The following is a 22926-nucleotide window of genomic DNA, read 5'->3' as shown; positions in this document are numbered from 1 at the left end:
ACCAACCGAAATTAGCCTCCGGCAAACCGGAGCGGTTCAAACGGCAAGCTGAAGCGCCTGTTGGCGGATGCGATGCTGGACACCATTGTGCTTGACGATCTGCTGGGAAAGCCTGACGACACCGAAAGCGCGGTGGACGCTTGCGCACTCGGGGACACCGCGCTCGGCGCGCTTACCCAGACACCAACCGCAAACTACCAATCTCAAAACGGAAAACTCTCGTGATGAATGAGGTCACGGCCAAAGCATGTAAACTATCGTTATGGTAAAGACGATGATAGGAATGAAAGCATGACGGACGCCGCTCAGATATCGTCAGACACCGTATATATCGGCGCGCCCAGCCTCTCGCTGATAGATGCCACCTCGGATTTGATCTCGTCAGCCGGTGGGTTCTGCCAGGCAGAACGATACTCTATATAATTCGCTGAATAAAGTTCCCGGGCGACGGATGGGAAATCGATTTCCGTGTATATCTCGCTCTTCTGCGAATTTCTCGCGCCATCGAATTGATATACCGCCCCGTTCAAACTGGAGATGACCAATGGGGCAATTCCCGAGAATGAACGATACTGCGTCAGGTAGTCATTGATCGCCTCGCCGGGTCGGCGAAGGATGATCGCAACTTTCGTATCAGCAGCGGAAAAACACGCGTGCAGGTGCAGGGCCGAAGAGTCGCTCGATATGACGACCTTTGCCGCCTTATACTGCGCGATCTGCTCCTCTATCGAATGATCCTGGGCATGGAATATCGCATAGCCTTCTTTTTCGAGCAGGGCTTCGAGGAAGCTTTCACCGATGTATCGACCACGTTTGGAGTATAGACGGCTGCGGGAGATGTATATCTTTTCATGGCCCGCAGGTTCGATCCCTTTGCCCCAGTTCGATTTGACGAAAGCGCGCATTTCTGGGCAGCCGGCGATCATGTCTCCAGTTCCGAATCCCTGAGGTGCGATAACGAGCTTTTCGACCCGCAGAGGGCGGGTCACACCCTTTGCTTTTGCCGTCTTGGCGCCCAGATGGCTCAGGATGGGATTGATGGGTTTCACGAATCTTTTCGGCCAGGTCACCTTTTTCTTCAAAAGAAACAGCTCGCCCTCGGCCTCCACGTGGTCATGGGCCCAGAGACGCCCCGTGCTTTCCAAAAGCATATGCCCGAAGTGGCTGTAGAGCAGCCCTCCCCAAATCCACGTTCCGTTCAGCCTTTCCTCCGGCTCTGCTGGGATCTCCTTCGGCTCAAGCGTGGTTGGGGTGGTGGAGGTGCGAAAGCACTGCCCTTCCGGAACATAAGTCCCATGCTCGTCATAGATGCCGGCGTATCGCGCGATACCTCCGGCGCTTTCGGTTCCGAAGGGAATGATCAGGGCGTTGTCCACCTCTCTGACGAAGGGCGAGAGGTTTTTCAGCGGATCAAAGGCCATCGGACGCTCCGTAGTATGCATGATGATCATAAGGGCGGCACAATCCCAACGCGAGAGAATCCGTCGCCCCGGCCCACCCGCGTGGCGACTGTTGCCAAGAGTGGCACACGCATATGGCTAGTTTTCCTTTTGCCATGCTATGACAGGCGAAGATGGCCGAGGACGGAGTGCGGATGCCCCAGAAAGGCGAGAGTGATAGCCGGGGTGTCTTGATCGCGGCGGAAAACGGTCCGGTCGTCGAATGGGACGAGTCCGGGCTGGTCATGCGTCTTTCCGACAGGGTTGTCCGCGATATTGCGCGCCGAATGCCGCGCGGAAGCGAGCAGGGGTTCGGACTGCCCGCCGATATTCTTGGCGACATCGACGCCTGGGACGTTTTCCAGCAGGGCGATTGGATCGGATTTCAGGCTCGGCTGCCCTCGGGGGTGCGGCGGTATCGGCGGCATGTCTCGGGCGGTGCCATCCTTGCCCAGACCGGAGGCAGCGTCTGGCTGCTGGCCGGGCTGGGCGGTGCGCGGCGGCAGGTCACATATCGCGAACCGCTAGGCTTTCCGCATCACGTCATCCGCGCTCCGCTGTCCGACGAAGGGGAGGCGGCGCTGGTCGTGCCCCAGCGTTCTGTCGGCCTTCAGGCGCTTGTGGCGGACAAGCTGATGGCGCGGCGGTTCGCATCCGCCCGTGCGCTGCGGACGGTTCTGGCGGATGATGTCGCCCCCCAACGGCTGCCGGAGGTGCTGGCCGGGCATGAGCGGCTGTGCCAAAGCCTCGGCCAACCTGCGCAGATATTGGCGGTCGGGATGGAGTTTGGGCCGGAAATGACGGTCGATCCGCTGGCCGCGATGGATGAGGCGGGCCGGATGCGGTTTGTCACCAGCTTCGACTGCGGCCCCTATTGGCAAGAGCCGCATCCGGCGATCTGGCGGCAATCGGCGCTGGCGCTTCGGCCCGGCATTCATGACCTGACCTTTGCGGGGGCCGGATACGCCTTTGCTCAGGATGATCTGGGTCATCCGCTGCCCGAAGGTCTGCATCACCGTGCCGCGCTGGAGGCGCTGGCCATCGAGGCGCGGCTGGCCGGAGAGGCTTGGTTCTGCCCGACCGCCTGCTTTGCCGAGGCTGAAGGCAGCGCGATCCGCGTCACCTTCAAATCCGCCAGCGATCTGGCGATCGACCGCGCCCCATGTTTCGCGGGGGGCGATATGGCGGGCTTCACCGTCGATGGGGCGGCGCTGGTCGGGGTCGGCATCGCACCGGACGACCCCCGCGCCGTCCTGCTGCACCTGGCGGCCCCGCCCGCAAATGGCACGCGTGTCGCCTATGCCCGCCCCGATGGGCGCGGCAGCCGAGACGGAGACCGCCACTATCCCGCAGGCGGCGGGCTGCGTGACCAATTCTCCCAAGACGGTTTGCACCGCTGGGCATTGCCGTTCGACATGGCGGTGACGCAATGCTGAAGCTTGGCGTCGCTGTGCCGCCTCACGTTCTGGTCTCGCAGGCCCCCGGCGATCTGCGGATGCGCGCGGACCGTATAGAAGGCCAAAGCTGGCAGGAGGCCCAATCGCCGTTCGAGCCGCGCGTGGCGCAGCATCGTGGTCGGGCAGTCCTGTCGCTGGCCGCGGGTGTGAATGGCGGGTTCGAATATCCGGGGCTGCTGGACACGCGATCCTTTGCCGTCTGCGTGATCTGGGCCAGCCCCGATGCCGTCGCCAAAAGCCTTTTGGCGGTGCGGAAGGGGCGGGGAAACAACTACCTCTATCTGCACGAGGATGCGGACGGCTCGGTCAGCCTGCAGGACGATGGCGGCACGCTTGCCCTGACGCTCCCCCCGCAGGCCGAGGCTTGGCACGCGGTCCTGATCGAATGCCGCGAGGGCCGCTATACCCTGTCGCGCATCGGCGGCCCGTCGGTATCTGCTACGGCCGCGCTGGACCTGCCCCATCCCGCCAGCTTGCTCATCGGATGCCGCGCAATGCGGCAAGGCATGGCGCGGTCCCTTGGCGACGGGCAGATCGCCGAAGTCCTCGTCTGGCACGGCGCAGCGGATACTGCGGCGCTGGCCGATTACATCGACTGGGAATATCGATGACCTTCACGCGCGACACGGCAGGCCGCAGCAACATCTGCGTCATCTGGGTGGATGACATGATCGATGTCTTCACCTGGCGGGACAGTTTCGGCGTCACGATCCGGACACCCAACCTCGACCGGCTGTTCGCCAGGGGTGTGCGCTTCGCCAATACCTATGCCACGGTCCCTCTTTGCGCCCCCTGCCGGGCCGAGGTTGCGACGGGGCTGTCGCCCTATCGCACCGGGCTGGTGGACCTGAACCGTTTCTGGCGCGATGTCCTGCCGCCGGAAAAGGCATGGGCCTTCGATCTGCGGCAGGCGGGGTTCTACAACTTCACGACCGGCAAGGTCGACAGCAACTACAAACCCATGCCCGAAGACTACCGCCGGATGCTGTTCCATGTTGAAGCCGAGGCTTCGGACAAGGGCGGGCGGACGGGTCTGCGCGAATATCTGGGCGGCAAGGGTCCGGGCATCTGCGGCGTGAACGCGCCCGATGATGACGGGTCGCAGGACGACCGTTTCTACGATTTCTGGGTGGCACAGAACGCGATCGACCATGTGTCGCAGGCCGACCCCTCGCGGCGGCACTTGATCCAGCTTGGCTTCAAGCACCCGCATTTCAACCTCGACTGCCCAGACCGCTTCTACCAGATGTATGATCCCGCCGGGATCGTCTGGCCCAGCATCGCCTCCCCCGAGGATTTCTACGGCCCGCAACCCGGTTTCGCCGTCTACGAGGCCGCCTATATCGCCAACGGCAACTGGACACCGGAAAAGGCGGGGGACGAGGGGTGGCGGCAGGTGGTCCGCGCCTATTTCGCGGCCATCAGCCATGTCGATCACGAGATCGGGCGGTTTCTGGATGCGTTGAGCACCTCGCCCATCGGCGCGAACACCACCGTCATCTTCCTGTCCGACAACGGCTTCAACCTCGGCAATCACGACAGCTTCCACAAGATGAGCCAGTGGGACAGCGCCGCGCATGTTCCGCTGTGCATCTGGCACCCGGCAATGGACCGCGGGCTGGTGGAGCAACTGCCCGTGTCGCTGCACAACCTGCCCTCGACCATCATGGACCTTGCCGGGCTGCCGCGCCGTGCGGATTGGGTGTCGGGGCAAAGCCTTCTGGGCCTAATCGATTCCAGTTTCGGCCCCTATGACCGCACGAAATCGCCCGTGACCTCGGTGTTCGGCACGCTGTCGGTGCGCCCCTCGGCACCGGGGCTGAGCCACCTGCGCTATTTCCGGTATCCGAACGGCGAGGAGCATGTCTACGATCTGGTCGCCGATCCAGGCGAGACGGTGAACATTGCGGACACCGCCCCGCTGGACGCGCTGCGCGAGGAACTGGTGCGCGGGGCGTTCGATCTGGGGATCGACCTGCGCGGGGCCGAGGTTCCGGGCGATGGTGTCAATGCGATGATGGCGGTGGACGGGTCGGTCGTTCTGGGCGGGCGGCGCGAGGGTCTGGACTATTGGGCCTATGGCGAGGCGGCGGGTGCGATCCGGGTGGCGGATGCCGACGACGGGGCCAGGAACCGGCTTTGGTATATGGCGGGGCCGGACGACTACGTGCTGCGGATGCCCGAAGGGATGGACAGTGTCCGCGTCGCCACCGTCGTCTCGCGCACCGAACAGGGCGAGCCGCGCGAGGGCAAGACCGTCCGCATCGTCGGCCACCCCCTCAGCCCATTCGAATTCGAGGCGTCCGAGCGCGTCTCGGTCGAGGTCGTCGGGTCGTCAGGGGATGACGTGATGCGGGGGCCGAAATACGGATCGGCCACGTTTCATGGCGGGCCGGGGGACGATCTTCTGATCTCCATGGCGAAGCGCCCCAAGGATGTCGCCGCCTTCTACGGTGGGCCGGGCGACGATACGCTGATCGGCGGGATCGGCCGCGACACGCTGGACGGCGGTTACGGCGACGACGTCATCCACGGCCAGGGGCAGAACCGCGTGACCACCGGGCCGGGCAACAACACCGTCTTCATCGGCGAGGGCGCTGTGCAGCTTGCGGCTGGCACGGGCCGTAACCGGATCGTGCTGGCGCCGGGCAACCACCGGCTCGCCCTTGGCCCCGGCGCGCACCGCATCACCGCAGCCGAGGGCGCGCTGACGTTGGTGCTTGCCACCGGATGCACCGCGTCGCTGCAAGGATGGAGCGCCGCGCAGGTCTATGATCTGTCGGATTGGGGCGGTGTGCGGATCGAAGGGCGACGGATCTGGTGGGAAGGTTCGTGCCTGCTGCTGCCCGACTGCCCGGAAGGGGCGGATCTGCGCTCGCAAATCATCCCGCCATCGGATCAGGATCGCCCCTGACGCGGCGGAACGCCTTGGGTTGATACCCGCAGCAGACCAAACGGCACCGCCGTCCAACCAACGGTTTTTCATCATGGACGCTCGCTGGCCCACATGCGGACTGCGCCCGAATATTTTTCATCGTTTTTTTCCGGCCCATGTCACATCGCGCTGTGCTGCATCGTCAAGCTGGTGTCAGATCGAAAAGGAGACACCGATGACACCCCGCATGACCGACCAGTTCAAACGTGCCGAAGCCGGTTTCAAACCACTGTTTGCCGTCGAGGCCGCGATCAAGGCGAGCACGCTGGAGCCGCGCCTTTTGCATCTGGTCAAGCTGCGTGCCAGCCAGATCAACGCCTGCGCCTATTGCATCCAGATGCATGTGGCCGAGGCGCTGAAGGATGGCGAGACGCCGCTTCGCCTGCACATGCTGCCCGCATGGCGCGAGGCGAGTCTTTATGACGCCCGCGAACGCGCCGCGCTGGCATGGACCGAGGCGCTGACGCTGGTGGCCGAAACCGGCGCATCCGACGATGACTGGGCGCTGGTCAAAGCCGCCTTCACCGAGGACGAGCGCGCATATCTGTCGCTGGCGATCGGCGCGATCAACCTGTGGAACCGCGTGCAGATCGGTTTCCGCGCCGCGCATGGCACCACCTTGCCGCAGGCGCAGGCCCATGCAGCCTGATCCGGTAAGCACCTTCGAGGCGCAGCGGCCCCGCCTGCTGCGCCTCGCCTACCGGATGCTGGGCAGCCATGCCGAGGCCGAGGATATGGTGCAGGAGGCTTGGCTGCGCTGGCAGAACGGCGATCACGGCACCATCGCCGAACCGGCGGCATGGCTGACGCGGGTCGTCTCCCGCCTCTGTCTCGACCAGATGAAATCGGCGCGGGCGCGGCGGGAAACCTATCCCGGCACCTGGCTGCCCGAACCGCTGATCGAGGAGCCGGACGATGCGCTGCGCCCCGACAACCTGACCCTGTCGCTGATGCTGGCGCTGGAACGGCTGTCGCCTTTGGAACGGGCGGCGTTTCTTCTGCACGACGTCTTCGGTCAGCCGATGGAGGAGGTTGCCCGCACCATCGACCGCGCCCCCGCCGCAACGCGCCAACTTGCCGCCCGCGCCCGGGCTCATGTCCAGATCGACCGCCCGCGATACGATGTGCCGCGCGAGGCGGGCGAGGAACTGGCCCGCGCCTTTTTCGACGCCTGCAAGACCGGCGACGCCGCCGCCTTGGGCGCGATGCTTGCCAGCAGCGCGACGCTGCATTCCGACGGCGGTGGCAAGGTCAACACCGTCCTGAACGTGATCGAAGGCATCGACAACCTGCTTCGCCTGTTTCAGGGCCTGTCGCGCAAGGTCGGGGACGGGATGGAATTTCTGGGTGCCACCGTCATCGACGGGCTGCCGGGCTTCGTCAGCCGCATGGGCGGCGCGATCCAGACCACCGCGCTGGAGATCGAGGACGGCCGCATCACCCGCATCTACATCACCCGCAATCCCGACAAACTGACGGGTCTGGCAATCCACTGACCCCACAGAACCGCGTGTGCGCAAGGGCTGGTCTTCCCGGTTGCCGGCAACGCATGTCGAAAGGAGATCACGATGAAATCCGCATTGTTCCTGACCGCAAGCCCGCTCGGAGCCGCCGCCTCCGGTCATACCCTCGGAAAAGAGGTGCTGGAGAGCAGGCGTCACCTGAAGGTCATCACCCGTGACCTGTCACAAGGCGGCTTTGGCCAAATCACGGCCGATTATGCAGATGCGATCCTGTCACGGGCCGAACCTGCCGCCCCCACCTTCGCGGCCTCCGAAACCTTGATCCGAGAGTTGGAGGAAACGGACGCGTTGGTCATCGCGACGCCCATGCACAACTATACCGTTCCTGCAGCGCTGAAGCTGTGGATCGACCTCGTTCTTCGGGCGGGACGCAGCTTCGGGTTCCGCGACGGGCGCAAGATCGGGCTGCTGGCCGACCGGCCGACGCTCATTCTGGTGTCCTCGGGCGGGCTGGTGCGCGCAGGTGCCATGCAGCCCGATCACCTGACGGGCTATCTGAAGGATGTTCTCGCGACCGTCGGCATCCGTGATCTGCACTTCGTCTACCTTGAGGCGCTGGCGCGGCCGGACATGGCGGAACAGACGCTCGCGCGGGCCCGGCGGGAAATCGCGACGGATAGGCGTTTCGGAGCGGAAGCGCACTGCCTTGCGGGACAGGAGGCATGACATGGTCCCAAAAGCACCCGGCGCGGCGTAGCTGGCCGGCAGGACTTGCCCCTGTCGGCCTTGAGGTTGAAAGCTGAAGGGTGATCCGTGCGAAGGAGGCCGGCTCCACCGCCGTCGCCGCCCAGAGTCGCGCGCAGGCGCAATAGCGCGGAACGAACAACACGGATGCCTGATCGGCTGGTGCAGTGGGCGCATGCCTGGCGAATCCAACCGAATGGCTGGGCAAGACGACCACCGAAATCGGGGTTCCGAAAGATCATGCCGGTCAGGCGGGGATGATGATCGGCGAAAAGGCCCGAGTGACATGACCGTGCCTCAGGTCAGCGCCGACCGTCTGGGTTTTCCGTTTCTGCTGACAGAGTCTGGCGTGCCCTTCGCAAGCATGACGAAGGCCGTGGCGGACCACCTCGTCGCGGTCACATGAAACGATCGCCACGCGGCATTCGCACGGTTGCGCATGGTGATCGAAGGGCAGGATTTGTCTCGCTGCTGGACCGGCTGGGACAGAACGTGAAGATGCTTGCGGCTGCCACGGCACAGGTGGCAATCCGCCGCTTTCCGTTCGAGGATGGCAAGATACTGGCGATCCTGATTCCGTCGCGACACAATCACGTGCTCCTGGCGCGGCGCTCCAGTCGCGACCTGCTGGATGCCACCTCGCCTCGGTGCTGGGCATCGCGCTGGAGCATTGCCATGTCGAACATGAGCGTGACTTTCGCGAGCGGGCCGAATTGCTGACCGAGATTCCGACCCAAAAGGTCAAGGCCGGAACGCTGACCCGGCGTCTCAACGCTTGCGGCCTGTCGCTGGACACGTCCCATCTGGGCATCGCGCGCACCGATCCGGTGGCGCTGACGGATTGGGCGCGGCGGTTCGAGCTTCTGGCAGGGACGCTTTTCTTGGTGCCGCGCGGGCAAGAGGTTCTGGTTCTGCTTTCCAACGAGAAGGCCGGGGCGGTGCAGCCCGTCCTCGGCGCCCCCTTGGGTCTGAGCAATGCCGTCCAAGGTTGCCCTGCGCGAAGCACGCCTTGCGGCGGCCCATGGCACGCCCGAACATGCGATCGTCAGATATGCCCAGATCGCCGATCACCTGCCTTGGCTACCCCGGTCCATCCAGGAGGCGCAGGATACCTTCCGCTGTATTCTGGGGCCGGTCGCGGCGCATGATGAACAATCGAACGCGCGCCTGCTGCAGACTTTCTGGAACAGAACCGCTCTTGGCAGGCCGCTGCGGGCACCCTTCCTGTCCACAAGACCAGCCTGACCTATCGCATCCGCCGGATCAATGAACTGACGGGGCGCCGCTCGGCAACACCGCCGATGTGGCTGCGCTGTGGCTGGCCTTGCAGGCGGCGGATATCCTCGGGCACCCGGGGCAGGACGGCCCACCACCCGAGCGATGACCGAGAAACGGTCTATCGCCTGCTCTGGTCTTAAGCCCCCGCTGCCTGCATCACTCCGGGATGCGGGCGACGACCTTGATCTCGAAATCGAAACCCGCCAGCCAGTTGACGCCAACGGCGGTCCAGTTCGGATAGGGTTGCGCGGCGAAGATCCTGTCCTTGACCTTCAGGACCGTCGCGAACTGGTTTTCCGGGTCCGTGTGGAATGTGGTCACGTCCACGATGTCCTCGAAACCCGCGCCAGCGTCGGCCAGTGTCGCCGCAAGGTGATCGAAGGCGCGCTGGACCTGCACCTCGAACTCAGGCTCCGGCGAGCCGTCTTCGCGGCTGCCCACCTGACCGGACACGAACAGAAGATCACCTGCGCGCACGGCGGCGGAATATTTGTGCTTCTCGTAAATCGCCTTCATGGCGTCATCCTTTCTGTGTCTGGAATTCGTCGCCCCACGCATCGCGGTGGCGGCGGATGAAATCGGGCAGATCGGCGGGAGACCGCCCGGTCAGCAAGGAAACAGCGTCCGTCACGCGATCCTCGGCGCCCTTGGCGATTCGCCCGTCCATTGCGGCGAGGGTCGCGGCATAGGCGGCATCCATTCCCTTGGCACGCCAGCGCGCGGCGCAGTCCTCCTCGGTCAAAGGCACATGCCTGACCGGAAACCCAAGGCCAGCGGTCAGCGCAGCCGCAACGTCGTCATAGCTCAGAGGGTCCGGTCCGGTCAGGATATGATCCCGGTTCCACGCAGCGTCCGAGGTCAGGGCGGCGACCGCAGCATTCGCGATATCCTGCGCGTCGATGAAGCCGCAACGACCTTGGCCGGTCGCGGTGAAGATCGCGCCGTCCTCGACGATGGATTGGCGGTGCTGCGTGATCAGGTTCTGCATGAACCAGCTTGGACGCAGCACCGCCCATTCCGGCGCATGCCCGGCAATCCAGGCGTGGATTTCGCCCATCATCGGCCCGCCCGGCTCCAGCATCGAGGAACTGAGCAGGACGAAGCGTGTCACCCCCTTCGCCAGCGCCGCCTCAAGGACCGGGACGACCACGCGCCCGTGATCGCTGCGGTCCGTCGGGGCGACGATGTAAACGGCCCGCGCGCCCTCCAGCGCCTTCGCGGCAAGCGCATGGTCCGTCCAATCGAAGGCGACATGATGCGGCGCGGCGGGTGCACGGGTTCCGACGCGGTGCGGAAGGCCCAGACGCGCCATGGCCTGCGCCACCAGCTTGCCGGTCGTTCCGGTGCCGCCGGTGACAAGGATTTCACCCACTTTTCAGCACCGCGTTCACCGCATCCGGCCCGCCCGTCGCGGAAAGGACGATCAGCGGGTTCCAGTAGTCGCGGTATCGGCTGATGAGGCCGTCCCGAATGTCGATGACGGAAACATAGGTCTGATCATACCGCGCCCCGTCCTTGTTCGCATGGGCCTTCGACGTGAATTCCAGCACCGCACTGCGCCCGTCCGCCGACAGGAACGCGCGGTCGAGCATCATCGCCTCGATGGTGAAAAGCTCGCCCACCTTGGGCAGGTATTCGGCAAGCGCGGTCTTGCCGTCGATGACGGTCAGGCCATCGGGCAGCGCGAACGGAAACTCGAAGCTGATGTCATCGGTCATCATGTCGAGCAGGCCCGTCGCGTCGGGCGCAATCGCGTCGCCCAGACCTTGGCGCAGCAAGGCCGAGAGGCTGGGGAAATGATCGGGGTTCGTCGTCATCGCACTTCACTCCGCTTCAATGGAACGCTATCGTTCCGTCCATGTTGGAGCCTGATGGATGGAACGCAATAGTATCGACCAAAAAGCCGCACGCAAACCCAGCGGGGCGGCGGTGATCCGCCCGGACCTGACCGATGCGCTGTTCCGCGCCTTGTTCGAGGAATGGGCGCAGACCGGCTATGCCGCGATCAGTCTGGAGCGTGTCGCCACACGGGCGGCGGCAGGCAAGGCCGCGATCTACAGGCGCTGGTCCTCCAAGCGCGAATTTGCGACCGAGGCGATCGAGCGGGCCGCGCCGATGCTTGGCGAATTTGGCGATCATGGGTCGCTGGAGGCAGATATCCTCGCCTATCTGACGATGAACCGGCGCGTGCTGCGCCACCCGCTGGTGCGCCGCATCCTGCCCGACCTTCACGCCGAACGGATGCGATCGGGCGATCTGGCCGGACTGCTGGACCATGTCGCCACCGCGCGCCGCACACTTGGTCAGGACATGCTTGACCGCGCCATCGCACGGGGGGAATTGCGCGGCGACATCGACCGCGAATTCGCGTTCGACCTTATCCCGTCGCCCCTTTACTGGCGGATGATCGTGCGGTGCAGGCCCATCGGAATGGCGGCTTTGCAACGTCAAGCCAAGGTAATCGCCACGGCCCTGCGGTCGTGCTGAGGGAGGGACAGATGGAACCTCCGACCTGAACAAGGCGAACGCGATTGCGTTCTACGAACTGATGTTCAACGACGGCCGCCCACGCGAGGCGATCGAGCGAGATGTCGGGGACGTCTATATCCAGCACAATCCCCATGTCGGCGACGGCAAGGATGCGTTCATCGAATACTTCGAACGGATGGCCGCGGAGCATCCGGCGAAATACGTGACCATCAAACGAGCCATCGCCGAAGCGGATCCGGTCGTGCTTCACTGCCATCAGGTCTGGCCGGGTGGCGACGATTACGCGGGGATCGACATTTTCCGAGTCGACGACCGCGGAAAGATCGTCGAGCACTGGGACGTGTTGCAGCCCATCACCGGGACGTCGGCCAACGACAACGGGCTGTTTTGAAGCGCGGCATCAGTCACGAGCGCCGCCTTGGAGATGGAGTGGGGAACATCCGGGGCTGACCGAGAGGCATTGGTGACCTTCGCGGATACCTTCTGACGCTTTGGAGGCGCACAGCAAGACCGACCTGCATGAGCGCCAATCACGGGTCCGCGTAGATATGCGCCCGCCCGAGATAATCCGTGATGCGGAACGGACCCTCGCCCGATACGTAAACGGGGCCGACGGGCACCTTCCCGTAGCCGCCGGGGAGGTCCAGAACATAGGTCGGAAGGCAGACCCCCGAGACGCGACCGCGAAGCGCAGACATGATCGCCTGACCTGCGGCCAGCGTCGTCCTGAAATGCCCCGTCCCGCGGGCAAGATCGCAGTGGTGAAGGTAATAGGGCTTCACCCGGTTCATGACCAAAAGGCGGAACAGCTGTGCCAAGACCTCGGCATCCGCGTTCACCCCTTGCAACAGCACGGTTTGCGACAAAAGCGGAATCCCCGCATCCGCCAGCCGCGCCAAAGCCGCGCAGGCCTCGGGCGTCAGCTCGTCCGGGTGGTTGGTATGGATGACCACATAGACCGCAGGCCGCACACGCAGCGCAGCGATCAGGGCGGTGTTCACCTTCTCTGGCGCAACGACCGGCACGCGCGTGTGAAAGCGGACCACGCCGACATGCTCGATCGCCGAAAGCCGCGCCAGCAGCGCCGAAAGACGGCGCGGCGACAGGACCATCGGATCGCCGCCCGTCAGGATCACCTCCCAGATTTCGGGGGTGCGCGCGATATAGTCGATCGCCGCGTCCAATTCCGCATCCCCGAGCGCACCGTCTTCGCCAACGGCTTCACGGCGGAAGCAGAAACGGCAGTAAACTTCGCAGGTCTGCGTCGCATGCAGGATGACCCGGTCCGGATAGCGGTGCGTCAGACCCGGCACGGGGCTGTGAACGTCATCGCCGATCGGATCGGCCAGTTCTTCGGGACGGATCGTCAGCTCTTGCGGGGACGGCACAAACTGGCGCGCCAGCCCCTCGGAATGGCCCTGCATGCCGGGGGTGATGCGGATGCGGAAATTCTCGGCAACCCGGTCCAGAACCTCCGCCTGGGAGGGATCTGCCAGACCTTCGCGGATCAGATCCGCGACTTTGGTGATGGCGGGCTTGCGCGGGGCCACGTCCGGGAACCTCTTGCGATGAAAGCGGGCTTATGCGCCCGGAACCCCCAAGATGCAAGCGTGACGCGCGCGCAAAAAGAACGCGGCTTCGCTGGCTGCCCGCTTTGCGGATGGTCCTGCCGACGGGATGCGGGGGTTTGGAATGGGGTTCGGGCCAACCCTTCGACGGGGGAAAATATTCCCCCCGCCTGCGCCAAATCCGCGCTCAGCGCGCTTGCTCGGGGGTTCCCCGCGGTCTAGCTTCCCGGAAAACGGACGGGAGGGCGCGCCATGACCATGCAGGTCACCAGCATGATGAAGCGCTTCGGCGAGACGGAGGTGCTGCGCGGGATCGATCTGAACGTCCGCGATGGCGAGTTGATCGCGCTTCTGGGCCCCTCCGGTTCCGGCAAGACGACGCTGCTGAAGATCATCGCCGGGCTGGATTGGCCGGATGCGGGCAGCCTGTCGGTCGATGGCGAGGATTGGCTGCGCGTTCGGGCGCAGGACCGCCGCACAGGTTTCGTGTTCCAGCACTATGCGCTGTTTCCGCATATGAAGGTGCGCGACAACATCGCCTTCGGGCTGAACGTGATGCCAAAGGACCGTCGCCCGCCCGCAGCCAAGATCGCGGCGAAGGTGGACGAGCTGCTCCAGTTCCTTCAGATCGCACATCTGGGCGGTCGCTATCCGGCAGAGCTTTCGGGCGGGCAGCGCCAGCGGGTCGCGCTGGGCCGGGCGCTGGCCATCGGTCCGAAGGTGCTGCTGCTGGACGAACCCTTCGGCGCGCTGGATGCCGCCATCCGCCGCGACCTGCGCCGCTGGCTGCGCGATGTGCATGACAAGACTGGAACCACCACCATCTTCGTCACCCACGATCAGGAGGAAGCGTTCGAGCTGGCCGACCGTGTCGTGGTCATGGGCGCGGGCCGCATCGAACAGGTCGGCACTGCGGACGAGATTTTCGACCATCCCGCCTCGCCCTTCGTTGCGCGTTTCCTTGGCGCGACGGTGGAACTGCCGGTGATCCTGCGCGCGGGCCGGGCCGAGGCGCCGGGGCTGGACGCGTCGATGCTGGAACGCCGCGCATTGCCCGACGGTTTCGCCACCCTTTTCCTGCGCCCGGCCGAGATCGACCTTCAGCGCGACGACGCCTCGCCCTTCCGCATTCGCCAGATCACCTCCACCGGCGCGCTTCGCCGCGTGATGCTGGACGGCACCGGCATCGTGCTGGAGGCGGAACTTCCCCGCCAGCGCGGCGCCGATCCGCTGAAAGTCGGCGATCATGTCCGCCTGCGCCCCGATGCAGGCCGCATCTTTCCGGGCGCGGCGCGCAAGGCTCCGCCCGCCCCAATCCCCCTCAAAAAGGAGACGCATCGGTGAAACTGGTTCTTGCGACCGCCCTGTCCCTGCTGGCCGCGCCGGTGATGGCGCAGGACAGCATCCTCAACGTCTCCTATGACGTCGCGCGGGAATTGTTCGTAGAGATCAATCCGGCCTTCGCCGCCCATTGGAAAGCCGATACGGGCCGCGACGTGACCATCGACCAAAGCCACGCCGGATCGTCGCGTCAGGCGCGCGCGATCCTTGAAGGGCTGCCGGCGGATGTGGTGACGTTCAATCAGGTCACCGACATCGACGTGCTGGCCGAAGGGGGCCTTCTGGGCGATGACTGGCGCGAGAGGTTCCCGAACGAGGCCTCGCCCTACTACTCGCTGCCCGCCTTCCTCGTTCGCGAGGGCAACCCCAAGAACATCGCCGACTGGGACGATCTGACCGCCGAGGGTGTGCAGGTGGTGTTCCCGAACCCCAAGACCTCGGGCAACGGGCGCTATACCTATCTGGCGGCCTATGCCTGGGCGCTGAACTCGGGGCTGGACGATGCGGGGGCGCAGGATTTCGTCAAGAAGCTGTTCGCCAATGTTCCGGTCTTCGACACCGGCGGGCGCGCGGCCACGACGACCTTTGCCGAAAACGGCATCGGCGACGTGCTGGTCACATTTGAGGCGGAAACCGCAGGCATCGCCCAGCAATATGCCGATCAGGGCTTCGTCCGCGTGACGCCGCCGACCAGCCTTCTTGCCGAATTCCCCGTCGCCGTGGTGGACGAGGTCGCGCAGCAGAAGGGCACGACCGAAGTGGCGACCGCCTATCTGAACTTCCTCTATTCCCCCGAGGCGCAGGAGATCCTTGCGAAACGATCGTTCCGCGTCCATGACGCCGCCGCGATCGAGGCGCATAAATTCCCCGAGGTGAACCTGCTGACCGTAGAAAACAGCCTTGGCGGCTGGGAGGGCGTCGCCGCGAACCATCTGGCCGAGGGCGGCATCCTCGATCAGGTCTTCGTCAACCAATGAAGCGGGTGCTGCCGGGCTTCGGCCTGAGCATGGGCGTGACGCTGACCTATCTCGGCGTCATCGTCCTTTTGCCGCTTGTCGCGCTGGTGCTGCGCGGGGCCGAGATCGGGCCCGAACGGTTCTGGGCCATCGTCACCGCGCCGCGCACGCTGGCCGCGCTGCAGCTGACGCTCGTGGCGGGGGCGATGGCGACGGTGGTGAACGCGGCCTATGGGCTGCTGATGGCCTGGGTGCTGGTGCGCTACGATTTTCCCGGCAAGCGGGTGCTGGACGCGCTGATGGACATCCCCTTCGCGCTGCCGACCGCAGTTGCGGGGCTTGCCCTGTCGGCGCTGTTTTCCGCGAACGGCTGGTTCGGCGCGCTGCTGGAGCCGATGGGCATCAAGGTGGTCTTCACCATCTGGGGCGTCGCCATCGCGATGAGCTTCACATCCATCCCCTTCGTCGTCCGCACCGTGCAGCCGGTCCTCGAAGACCTCGACCCGCAATACGAACAGGCGGCGATCACGCTGGGCGCGCATCCGTTCACCATCTTCCGCAAGGTGATCTGGCCGGTGATCCTGCCATCCTTCCTTGTCGGGGTGACGCTGTCCTTCGCGCGGTCCTTGGGCGAATTCGGCGCGGTGGTCTTCATCGCCGGAAACCTGCCGATGAAGACCGAGATCGCCTCGCTTCTGGCCGTCATCCGGCTGGAGGAATACGACTATAACGGTGCCGCCGCCATCGCGCTGGTGCTGCTGATCATCGCGCTGCTGCTTCTGGTGATCTCGAACCTGCTGCAAGCCCGCGCGCTGCCTTACAAGGCCAAGCCATGACCGCACGCCGCCTGCTGATCGCCGCTGCCCTGATCTCGACCCTGTTTCTGGTCGTGGTGCCGCTGGCCTATATCTTCAGCCGGGCCTTCGGGCAGGGCTGGGCGGCCTATCAGGCCAATATCCTGCATCCCGACACGCTGCATGCGATCTGGCTGACCGCGGTCGTGGCGGTGATCGTGCTGCCGATCAACATTGCCTTCGGCATCGCCGCAGCATGGCTGGTCGCGCGGTTCCGGTTCTGGGGGCGCGGGCTGCTGGTCCTGCTGATCGAGATTCCGTTCTCCGTCTCGCCCATCATCGCGGGCATCTGCTATCTGCTGCTCTATGGTCGACAAGGGCTGCTTGGCCCGCTGCTGCTGGAAAACGGCATCCAGATCCTGTTCGCCGTCCCCGGCATCGTTTTGGTGACGATGTTCGTCACCTCCCCCTTCGTCGCACGAGAGGTCCTGCCGCTGATGGAGGCGCAGGGATCGGAACAAGAGCAGGCGGCGGTGACCCTTGGCGCGTCGGGCTGGCAGATATTTCGCCGGGTGACGCTGCCCAACATCCGCTGGGCGCTGCTGTATGGCGCGGTGCTGTGCGCGGCGCGGGCGGTTGGGGAATTCGGCGGCGTTTCGGTCGTGTCGGGCAGCATCCGCGGCCAGACCAACACGCTGCCCTTGCAGGTGGAACTGCTGTTCAATGACCTGAACGTCGTGGGCGCTTTTGCCGCCGCATCGACGCTGACGCTGATCGCGCTGGTGGCGCTGGCGGTCAAGACGCTGCTCGACCGCCAGCACTGATCGTCAGGGCTGCTTGGCGAAGCGCAGATAGGGCAGCTTGATGTCCAGATCGCCGAACTTCTCGCGCGCCTGTTCGTCGTTCAGCGACAGTGCCACGATGACGTCCTGCCCCGGAACCCAGTTGGCCGGGGTCGCGATCGGCACGCCGTCGGTGGCCTGAACCGCGTCCAGCGCGCGCAGGATCTCGGCAAAGTTGCGGCCCACGGACATGGGATAGGAGATCGTCAGCCGCACCTTCTTGTCCGGCCCGACGACATAGACCGTCCGCACCGTCGCCGTATGGGCCGGGGTTCGCCCTTCGGTCGGGGCGTAGTATTCGGCGGGCAGCATGTCATAGGCCTTGGCCACCGTCAGCGAGGTGTCGTCGATGATCGGGAAATCGGCGGGGGATGCGGCGAAGGTCTCGATGTCCTTCTTCCATTTCTGGTGTTCCTCGACCTTGTCGACGGACACGCCAATCACCTTGGTGTTGCGCTTTGCAAACTCCCCGGCCAGCTGCGCCACCGCGCCGAATTCGGTCGTGCAGACGGGGGTGAAATCCTTGGGATGGCTGAAGATGATGCCATAGCTGTCCCCCAGCCATTCGTGGAACCGGATGGTCCCGGCAGTGGATTCGGCGGTGAAGTCGGGGGCGATGTCGTTGATACGAATGGACATGTCGGCTCCTCTGATCAGGTTCGTCTTCCGACATAAGCCGCCCTGCGGGCGTTTTCACCCTTTATCGGCACGGGTCCGCGCGAAAGGAAGGAAAGCGCCGCGCCCGCTTGTCGTGCCGGAATTTCGTTCCCCTTGCCCGCGCCGCGCCGGGATGACACGCTGCTGCAAAATGGAGGATGCGATGATCGAGAAACGCGAATTCTACATCGACGGGAAATGGGTGGCCCCGGCCAAGCCCCGCGACTGCGACGTGATCGACCCCTCGACCGAGGAAGCCGTCGCCGTCATCTCGCTCGGCGATGCGGCGGATACGGATGCGGCGGTCGCCGCAGCCAAACGCGCGTTCGAAACGTGGTCGGTGACCGCGCCCGCCGAACGCCGTGCCGTGGTCGAACGCATCCTGCAGCAATACGAGGCACGGGCCGAGGAAATGGCGCAGGCCATCAGCCTTGAGATGGGCGCGCCGATCAAGCTGGCGCGGGAATCGCAGGCACCTTGCCTTCCCAGCCACCTGAAGGCGTTCCTGACCGCGTTCGACACCATCGAATGGGTCCGCCCGCTGGGCGATCACGCCCCGAACGACCGTCTGGCGTTGGAGCCGATCGGCGTCGTCGGCCTGATCACCCCATGGAACTGGCCGATGAACCAGGTGACGCTGAAGGTGATCCCGGCGCTGCTGGCGGGCTGCACCTGCGTGTTGAAACCGTCCGAGGAAGCGCCGCTGTCCTCGCTTCTGTTCGCCGAGTTCTGCCATGACGCGGGCGTTCCGCCGGGGGTGTTCAACCTCGTGAACGGCGACGGGGCCGGGGTCGGCTCGCAGCTTTCCAGCCACCCGGATGTCGAGATGATCTCCTTCACCGGATCGACCCGCGCGGGACGTGCGATTTCGAAAGCCGCTGCCGAGACGATGAAGCGCGTTACGCTGGAACTGGGTGGCAAGGGCGCGAACCTGATCTTCGCCGATGCCGATGACCGGGCGGTCGAACGCGGCGCGCGGCATTGCTTCAACAATTCGGGCCAAAGCTGCAACGCGCCGACGCGGATGCTGGTCGAACGCCCCGCCTATGATCGCGCGGTCGAGATTGCGGCCAAGGTTGCCACGGAAACCCGCGTTGCCCCCGCCGCCGAGGATGGCGCCCATATCGGGCCGGTCGTGAACCGCCGTCAGTGGGACCAGATTCAGGGTTATATCCAGAAGGGCATCGACGAAGGCGCGCGTCTGGTCGCCGGCGGCCCCGGCCTGCCCGACGGGCTGAACCGCGGCTTCTATGTCAAGCCGACGGTCTTTGCCGACGTGACCCCCGGCATGACCATCGAGCGCGAGGAGATCTTCGGCCCTGTCCTGTCGATCATCCCCTTCGACACCGAGGAGGAGGCCGTCCGCATCGCCAATGACACGCAATACGGCCTGACCAACTACGTCCAGTCGCAGGATGGCGAACGCCGCAACCGCCTTGCGCGCAAACTGCGGTCCGGCATGGTCGAGATGAACGGCCAGAGCCGCGGCGCGGGCAGCCCCTTCGGCGGGGTCAAAGCCTCGGGCCGCGCGCGCGAAGGCGGCACCTTCGGGATCGAGGAGTTTCTGGAGGTGAAGGCGATCTCCGGCTGGGGTTGATTACGAAAGGTGGTCGCGGAACTCCGCGATCACCGCCTCATACACCGCGCGTTTGAAGGGGACGATCTTCTCCACCATCTCCTCCGCGCCGATCCACCGCCATTCGGAAAACTCCGGATGGTCGGTCGCGATCTTCACCTGATCGTCGCGCCCCTTGAAGCGATAGAGAAACCACTTCTGCTTCTGCCCGCGATACTTGCCGCCCCAGACCTTGCCCAGAAGCTCGGGCGGCAGGTCATAGGTGACCCAGCCTTCGGTCTTGGCGACGAACTTCACCAGATCGTCGGTGATGCCGGTTTCTTCCCACAATTCGCGGATCGCGGCCTCGCGCGGCTTTTCGCCATCGTCGATCCCACCTTGCGGCATCTGCCACGCGGCGGCGTTGCTGTCCAAGCGCTGTCCGGCAAAGATCAGCCCGGCATCGTTGATCAGCATGACGCCCACGCAGGGGCGATAGGGAAGATCGGTCATACGATCACCTCTTGATATTGCTGTTCGCCCACACCGAAGACGCGTTTGTAACGTTCGACCTCGGCTGCGGGGCCAAGCGATTTGCCGGGATTGTCCGACAGTTTCACCGTCGGGCGACCGTTCGCGGAAACGGCCTTGCACACAAGGCTGAACGGGTCCAGCGCCCCGTCAGGCACCAGCCCGCGGAAATCGTTGGTCAGCATCGTGCCCCAGCCGAAGGAGACCTTCACCCGGCCGCGGAACTGCGTCTGCAACTCCTCGATCTTGGCCACATCCAACCCGTCCGAGAAGATCACGAGCTTCTCGCGCGGGTCTTCGCCCCGGTCCTTCCACCACTGGATCGCCAATTCCGCCGCTGCTGCCGGATCGCCGCTGTCGATGCGGATGCCGGTCCATGTGGTCAGCCAGTCGGGCGCGCGTTTCAGGAAACCTTCCGTCCCGAAGGTGTCGGGCAGGATGACGCGCAGGTTGCCCTCGTGCTCCTCGTGCCAGTCGGCCAGCACCTGATAGGGGGCCTGCGCCAGTTCGGCGTCATCATTGGCCAGCGCGGCATAGATCATCGGCAATTCATGCGCGTTGGTGCCGATGGCCTCCACCTCGCGCCGCATGGCGATCAGGCAGTTGGACGTTCCGGTGAAAGCATCGCCCAAGCCCTCGATCATCGCCTGCACGCACCAGTCCTGCCACAGGAAGGAATGCCGCCGCCGCGTGCCGAAATCTGCGATCTTCAGATCGGGGATCTGTTTCAGCCGTTCGATCTTCTCCCACAGCTTGGTCATCGCGCGGGCATAGAGCACCTGAATCTCGAACCGGCCCATGCGTTCCAGCACCGCCCGCGACCGCAGTTCCACAAGGATCGCCAGCGCGGGGATTTCCCACAGCATCACCTCGGGCCATTTGCCGTGGAAGGTCAGCTCGTACTGGCCGTCCTTCTTCTCCAGCTCGTAGGGGGGAAGCTGCATCCCCTCGAACCACTCCATGAAATCGGGGCGGAACATCTGGCGTTTGCCGTAGAAGGTGTTGCCGCGCAGATAGGTGGACTCGCCCCGCGTCAGCCGCAACGACCGCGCATGGTCAAGCTGCTGGCGCAACTCCCCTTCGTCGATGATGTCGGCAAGGCGCACGGTCTTGGTGCGGTTGATCAGGCTGAAGGTGACGTCGGTATCCGGGCGATTGCGGAAGATCGACTGGCACATCAGCAGCTTGTAGAAATCCGTGTCCAGCAGCGAACGGACGATCGGGTCGATCTTCCATTTGTGATTGTGAACGCGGGTGGCGATATCGGCCATGTCAGTCCTCCAGCACGACGCCAGCGGCGCGCATTTTTTCGCAGGCGGCAGCCAGCGACCCGTTCAGATCGATCGCGCGGCAGGCATCCATCCGCACAGTGACGTCGAAGCCCAGCCCAACCGCGTCCAGCGCCGACCACGCGACGCAGAAATCGGTCGCAAGGCCGACCAGCGTGACCGACGACACCCCGCGCGCGCGCAGATAAGCCTCCAGCCCGGTCGAGGTTTTCTGGTCGTTTTCATAGAACGCGGAATAGCTGTCGATGGCGGCCCGGAACCCTTTGCGCAGGATCAGATCGGCCTTGTCCGTCGCCAGCCCCGGATGGAATGCCGCGCCATTCGTGCCCTGGACACAATGCGCGGGCCACAGGACCTGCGGACCATAGGGCATCTGGATCGTGCCATAGGGTTCCATCGCATGGTTTTCGGCAAAGCTCAGGTGGTTCGCCGGATGCCAGTCCTGCGTCAGCACGCGAACGGGAAACTCCTCCAACATCGCATTCACGCGGGGGACGACGGCATCGCCATCCGTCACGGCCAGCGCGCCACCGGGGCAGAAATCGTTCTGCACGTCGATGACGATCAGCGCATCCATCGGCATTCCCTCCATGAAAGCCTTTGGATCGGCGTAAGAGGCGGCGGGCGGATCGTCAATGGCGGCACTTGATTTTCACTGGATTCGGGCGCATCTGCCCGCCATGCTGACCATCGCCGCACTTTATCACTTCACCCGCTTCGACGATCCCGCCGCGCTGATCCCGCCTTTGCGCGATCTGGCCGATGCCGCCGGCGTGCGCGGATCGCTTCTGATCGCGCCCGAGGGGATCAACGGCACCATCGCCGGCCCCCGCGCCGGGATCGACGCCGTTCTGGCCGCCATCCGCGCCCTGCCGGGCTGCGCGGGGCTGGAGTGGAAGGAAAGCCATGCCGAAAAGATGCCCTTCAACCGCCTGAAGGTCCGCCTGAAGCGAGAGATCGTGACGATGGGCCAGCCGGACGTGGACCCGCTGGCCCGCGTGGGTCACTATGTCGAGGCGAAGGACTGGAACGACCTGATCCGGCAGCCCGACGTCGCCGTGATCGACACCCGCAACGATTACGAGGTCGAGATCGGCACCTTCGAGGGCGCAATCGATCCGGCGACGAAATCCTTCGGTGACTTTCCCGAATGGTGGGCGGCGAACAAGGACCGCCTCAAAGGCAAGCGCATCGCGATGTTCTGCACCGGCGGCATCCGCTGCGAGAAGTCGACGAACTTCTTGCTGGGGCAGGGCGTCGATGACGTGTTCCACCTGAAAGGCGGCATCCTGAAGTATCTGGAGGAGGTGCCGGAGGCCGAGACGGCGTGGCAGGGCGAATGCTATGTCTTCGACCACCGCGTCTCGGTGAAGCATGGGCTGGCGCAGGGCAGCTACGAGATGTGCCACGCCTGCGGTCGGCCTGTGCAGGGCAGCGATCACCCGGATTTCGAACTGGGCGTGTCCTGCGCCCGCTGCATCGGCGAATACACCGATGATGACCGCGCCCGTTTCCGCATGCGCCAGCGCCAGCGCGAGGTTGCCGAAAGGACCCGCGCGCCCTAGAACGGTGCCGGATCAACCGGAG

The 22926-nt window shown here is 64.7% G+C and carries 26 protein-coding genes; 17 read left to right on the top strand and 9 right to left on the bottom strand.

Translation table 11 applies throughout. The annotated features are described in order from the left end of the window. Nucleotides 1-72 precede the first annotated feature (72 nt). Nucleotides 73-225: a hypothetical protein gene (locus E2K76_RS20380; RefSeq protein WP_169053323.1), complete on the top strand. Its 153-nt coding sequence runs from the start codon at nt 73-75 to the stop codon at nt 223-225. Between the two features lie 80 nt (nt 226-305). Here E2K76_RS20380 and E2K76_RS14370 read toward each other — a convergent pair whose 3' ends face one another. Then, nucleotides 306-1421, bottom strand: coding sequence for a glycosyltransferase family 61 protein (locus E2K76_RS14370; protein ID WP_169053322.1), 1116 nt, complete (start codon nt 1419-1421; stop codon nt 306-308). 173 nt (nt 1422-1594) lie between these two features. Here E2K76_RS14370 and E2K76_RS14365 point away from each other — a divergent pair, with 173 nt between their 5' ends. From E2K76_RS14365 to E2K76_RS21130, 8 genes are all read left to right on the top strand, one after another. Next, nucleotides 1595-2875, top strand: coding sequence for a hypothetical protein (locus tag E2K76_RS14365; RefSeq protein ID WP_136685044.1), 1281 nt, complete (start codon nt 1595-1597; stop codon nt 2873-2875). Continuing rightward, a complete protein-coding gene (locus E2K76_RS14360; protein WP_136685043.1) occupies nt 2869-3507 on the top strand; it encodes a LamG domain-containing protein in 639 nt (212 codons plus the stop codon). The genes E2K76_RS14365 and E2K76_RS14360 overlap by 7 nt, the downstream gene beginning before the upstream one ends. Beyond that, entirely contained in the window at nt 3504-5810 is a 2307-nt protein-coding gene (locus E2K76_RS14355; RefSeq protein ID WP_136685042.1) for a sulfatase-like hydrolase/transferase, read from the top strand. The genes E2K76_RS14360 and E2K76_RS14355 overlap by 4 nt, the downstream gene beginning before the upstream one ends. A 196-nt stretch (nt 5811-6006) precedes the next feature. After that, the gene (locus tag E2K76_RS14350) at nt 6007-6480 is read left to right on the top strand and encodes a carboxymuconolactone decarboxylase family protein (protein WP_136685041.1); all 474 of its coding nucleotides are present in this window, start codon (nt 6007-6009) and stop codon (nt 6478-6480) included. Further along, nucleotides 6470-7327, top strand: coding sequence for a sigma-70 family RNA polymerase sigma factor (locus tag E2K76_RS14345; RefSeq protein WP_136685040.1), 858 nt, complete (start codon nt 6470-6472; stop codon nt 7325-7327). The genes E2K76_RS14350 and E2K76_RS14345 overlap by 11 nt, the downstream gene beginning before the upstream one ends. Nucleotides 7328-7399: 72 nt before the next feature. Further along, the gene (locus E2K76_RS14340) at nt 7400-8020 is read left to right on the top strand and encodes an FMN-dependent NADH-azoreductase (protein ID WP_136685039.1); all 621 of its coding nucleotides are present in this window, start codon (nt 7400-7402) and stop codon (nt 8018-8020) included. A 665-nt stretch (nt 8021-8685) separates the two neighbouring features. Beyond that, nucleotides 8686-9186, top strand: a complete 501-nt coding sequence (locus E2K76_RS20375) for a hypothetical protein (protein ID WP_169053321.1) — start codon at nt 8686-8688, stop codon at nt 9184-9186. A gap of 6 nt (nt 9187-9192) precedes the next feature. Beyond that, a complete protein-coding gene (locus E2K76_RS21130; protein WP_136685049.1) occupies nt 9193-9456 on the top strand; it encodes a helix-turn-helix domain-containing protein in 264 nt (87 codons plus the stop codon). A gap of 16 nt (nt 9457-9472) precedes the next feature. Here E2K76_RS21130 and E2K76_RS14320 read toward each other — a convergent pair whose 3' ends face one another. The 3 genes from E2K76_RS14320 to E2K76_RS14310 are packed head-to-tail and all read right to left on the bottom strand — an operon-like array spanning nt 9473 to nt 11133. After that, a complete protein-coding gene (locus E2K76_RS14320; protein WP_136685036.1) occupies nt 9473-9832 on the bottom strand; it encodes a RidA family protein in 360 nt (119 codons plus the stop codon). 4 nt (nt 9833-9836) lie between these two features. After that, complete coding sequence (locus tag E2K76_RS14315) at nt 9837-10688, bottom strand: NAD(P)H-binding protein (protein ID WP_136685035.1); 852 nt, start codon at nt 10686-10688, stop codon at nt 9837-9839. Beyond that, nucleotides 10681-11133, bottom strand: a complete 453-nt coding sequence (locus tag E2K76_RS14310; RefSeq protein ID WP_136685034.1) for a nuclear transport factor 2 family protein — start codon at nt 11131-11133, stop codon at nt 10681-10683. Before E2K76_RS14310 ends, E2K76_RS14315 begins: the two co-directional genes overlap by 8 nt. Before the next feature lie 58 nt (nt 11134-11191). Here E2K76_RS14310 and E2K76_RS14305 point away from each other — a divergent pair, with 58 nt between their 5' ends. Continuing rightward, on the top strand, nt 11192-11803 hold the full coding sequence (locus E2K76_RS14305) for a TetR-like C-terminal domain-containing protein (RefSeq protein WP_136685033.1): 612 nt from the start codon (nt 11192-11194) through the stop codon (nt 11801-11803). 25 nt (nt 11804-11828) lie between these two features. Further along, the gene (locus E2K76_RS14300; RefSeq protein ID WP_281280740.1) at nt 11829-12197 is read left to right on the top strand and encodes a nuclear transport factor 2 family protein; all 369 of its coding nucleotides are present in this window, start codon (nt 11829-11831) and stop codon (nt 12195-12197) included. Between the two features lie 139 nt (nt 12198-12336). Here the strand turns inward: E2K76_RS14300 and E2K76_RS14295 are convergent, their stop codons facing one another. Then, complete coding sequence (locus E2K76_RS14295) at nt 12337-13356, bottom strand: lysine-2,3-aminomutase-like protein (protein WP_136685031.1); 1020 nt, start codon at nt 13354-13356, stop codon at nt 12337-12339. 270 nt (nt 13357-13626) lie between these two features. On the opposite strand from E2K76_RS14295, the gene E2K76_RS14290 reads away from it, so the two are divergent. Genes E2K76_RS14290 through cysW form a run of 4 tightly spaced genes read left to right on the top strand, consistent with a single transcriptional unit; the run spans nt 13627 to nt 17289 of the window. Continuing rightward, entirely contained in the window at nt 13627-14718 is a 1092-nt protein-coding gene (locus tag E2K76_RS14290) for a sulfate/molybdate ABC transporter ATP-binding protein (protein WP_136685030.1), read from the top strand. 44 nt (nt 14719-14762) lie between these two features. Next, nucleotides 14763-15692, top strand: coding sequence for a sulfate ABC transporter substrate-binding protein (locus E2K76_RS14285; protein ID WP_136685048.1), 930 nt, complete (start codon nt 14763-14765; stop codon nt 15690-15692). Beyond that, nucleotides 15689-16507 (top strand): sulfate ABC transporter permease subunit CysT, encoded by an 819-nt coding sequence (gene cysT / locus E2K76_RS14280; protein WP_136685029.1) that lies wholly within the window; start codon nt 15689-15691, stop codon nt 16505-16507. Before E2K76_RS14285 ends, cysT begins: the two co-directional genes overlap by 4 nt. Next, nucleotides 16504-17289 carry a sulfate ABC transporter permease subunit CysW gene (gene cysW, locus E2K76_RS14275; protein WP_136685028.1) on the top strand — a complete coding sequence of 262 codons (786 nt, stop codon included), beginning with the start codon at nt 16504-16506 and terminating at the stop codon, nt 17287-17289. The genes cysT and cysW overlap by 4 nt, the downstream gene beginning before the upstream one ends. Before the next feature lie 3 nt (nt 17290-17292). On the opposite strand, the gene E2K76_RS14270 is transcribed toward cysW, so the two are convergent. Continuing rightward, complete coding sequence (locus E2K76_RS14270; protein WP_136685027.1) at nt 17293-17946, bottom strand: peroxiredoxin; 654 nt, start codon at nt 17944-17946, stop codon at nt 17293-17295. A gap of 181 nt (nt 17947-18127) precedes the next feature. Here E2K76_RS14270 and E2K76_RS14265 point away from each other — a divergent pair, with 181 nt between their 5' ends. Then, nucleotides 18128-19561, top strand: a complete 1434-nt coding sequence (locus E2K76_RS14265) for an aldehyde dehydrogenase family protein (protein ID WP_136685026.1) — start codon at nt 18128-18130, stop codon at nt 19559-19561. On the opposite strand, the gene E2K76_RS14260 is transcribed toward E2K76_RS14265, so the two are convergent. Genes E2K76_RS14260 through pncA form a run of 3 tightly spaced genes read right to left on the bottom strand, consistent with a single transcriptional unit; the run spans nt 19562 to nt 21916 of the window. Further along, a complete protein-coding gene (locus E2K76_RS14260; RefSeq protein ID WP_136685025.1) occupies nt 19562-20032 on the bottom strand; it encodes an RNA pyrophosphohydrolase in 471 nt (156 codons plus the stop codon). Then, nucleotides 20029-21321: a nicotinate phosphoribosyltransferase gene (gene pncB / locus E2K76_RS14255; protein ID WP_136685024.1), complete on the bottom strand. Its 1293-nt coding sequence runs from the start codon at nt 21319-21321 to the stop codon at nt 20029-20031. Before pncB ends, E2K76_RS14260 begins: the two co-directional genes overlap by 4 nt. A gap of 1 nt (nt 21322) precedes the next feature. Further along, the gene (gene pncA / locus E2K76_RS14250; RefSeq protein WP_220432251.1) at nt 21323-21916 is read right to left on the bottom strand and encodes a bifunctional nicotinamidase/pyrazinamidase; all 594 of its coding nucleotides are present in this window, start codon (nt 21914-21916) and stop codon (nt 21323-21325) included. Between the two features lie 103 nt (nt 21917-22019). Between pncA and trhO the strand changes: the two genes are divergently transcribed. Beyond that, on the top strand, nt 22020-22904 hold the full coding sequence (gene trhO / locus E2K76_RS14245) for an oxygen-dependent tRNA uridine(34) hydroxylase TrhO (RefSeq protein WP_136685047.1): 885 nt from the start codon (nt 22020-22022) through the stop codon (nt 22902-22904). Nucleotides 22905-22926: the final 22 nt, after the last annotated feature.

Origin of the sequence: Falsirhodobacter xinxiangensis (assembly GCF_004959935.1) — a bacterium.
Classification (GTDB): domain Bacteria; phylum Pseudomonadota; class Alphaproteobacteria; order Rhodobacterales; family Rhodobacteraceae; genus Falsirhodobacter; species Falsirhodobacter xinxiangensis.
Note: the sequence above shows the minus strand (reverse complement) of the source record. Positions and strands in the feature narration are given on the sequence as shown.

Bases quoted from the DNA above. Each gene is read 5' to 3' on its own strand.
- pncB (WP_136685024.1), bottom strand. From the start codon at position 21,321: ATGGCCGATATCGCCACCCGCGTTCACAATCACAAATGGAAGATCGAC.
- E2K76_RS14285 (WP_136685048.1), top strand. From the start codon at position 14,763: ATGGCGCAGGACAGCATCCTCAACGTCTCCTATGACGTCGCGCGGGAA.
- E2K76_RS20380 (WP_169053323.1), top strand. From the start codon at position 73: ATGCTGGACACCATTGTGCTTGACGATCTGCTGGGAAAGCCTGACGAC.
- E2K76_RS14270 (WP_136685027.1), bottom strand. From the start codon at position 17,946: ATGTCCATTCGTATCAACGACATCGCCCCCGACTTCACCGCCGAATCC.
- E2K76_RS14345 (WP_136685040.1), top strand. From the start codon at position 6,470: ATGCAGCCTGATCCGGTAAGCACCTTCGAGGCGCAGCGGCCCCGCCTG.
- E2K76_RS14290 (WP_136685030.1), top strand. From the start codon at position 13,627: ATGACCATGCAGGTCACCAGCATGATGAAGCGCTTCGGCGAGACGGAG.
- E2K76_RS14355 (WP_136685042.1), top strand. From the start codon at position 3,504: ATGACCTTCACGCGCGACACGGCAGGCCGCAGCAACATCTGCGTCATC.
- pncA (WP_220432251.1), bottom strand. From the start codon at position 21,916: ATGGATGCGCTGATCGTCATCGACGTGCAGAACGATTTCTGCCCCGGT.
- E2K76_RS14320 (WP_136685036.1), bottom strand. From the start codon at position 9,832: ATGAAGGCGATTTACGAGAAGCACAAATATTCCGCCGCCGTGCGCGCA.
- cysW (WP_136685028.1), top strand. From the start codon at position 16,504: ATGACCGCACGCCGCCTGCTGATCGCCGCTGCCCTGATCTCGACCCTG.
- E2K76_RS14340 (WP_136685039.1), top strand. From the start codon at position 7,400: ATGAAATCCGCATTGTTCCTGACCGCAAGCCCGCTCGGAGCCGCCGCC.
- E2K76_RS14365 (WP_136685044.1), top strand. From the start codon at position 1,595: ATGCCCCAGAAAGGCGAGAGTGATAGCCGGGGTGTCTTGATCGCGGCG.
- E2K76_RS14310 (WP_136685034.1), bottom strand. From the start codon at position 11,133: ATGACGACGAACCCCGATCATTTCCCCAGCCTCTCGGCCTTGCTGCGC.
- E2K76_RS14360 (WP_136685043.1), top strand. From the start codon at position 2,869: ATGCTGAAGCTTGGCGTCGCTGTGCCGCCTCACGTTCTGGTCTCGCAG.
- E2K76_RS14350 (WP_136685041.1), top strand. From the start codon at position 6,007: ATGACACCCCGCATGACCGACCAGTTCAAACGTGCCGAAGCCGGTTTC.
- cysT (WP_136685029.1), top strand. From the start codon at position 15,689: ATGAAGCGGGTGCTGCCGGGCTTCGGCCTGAGCATGGGCGTGACGCTG.
- E2K76_RS14305 (WP_136685033.1), top strand. From the start codon at position 11,192: ATGGAACGCAATAGTATCGACCAAAAAGCCGCACGCAAACCCAGCGGG.
- E2K76_RS14370 (WP_169053322.1), bottom strand. From the start codon at position 1,421: ATGGCCTTTGATCCGCTGAAAAACCTCTCGCCCTTCGTCAGAGAGGTG.
- E2K76_RS14260 (WP_136685025.1), bottom strand. From the start codon at position 20,032: ATGACCGATCTTCCCTATCGCCCCTGCGTGGGCGTCATGCTGATCAAC.
- E2K76_RS14265 (WP_136685026.1), top strand. From the start codon at position 18,128: ATGATCGAGAAACGCGAATTCTACATCGACGGGAAATGGGTGGCCCCG.
- trhO (WP_136685047.1), top strand. From the start codon at position 22,020: ATGCTGACCATCGCCGCACTTTATCACTTCACCCGCTTCGACGATCCC.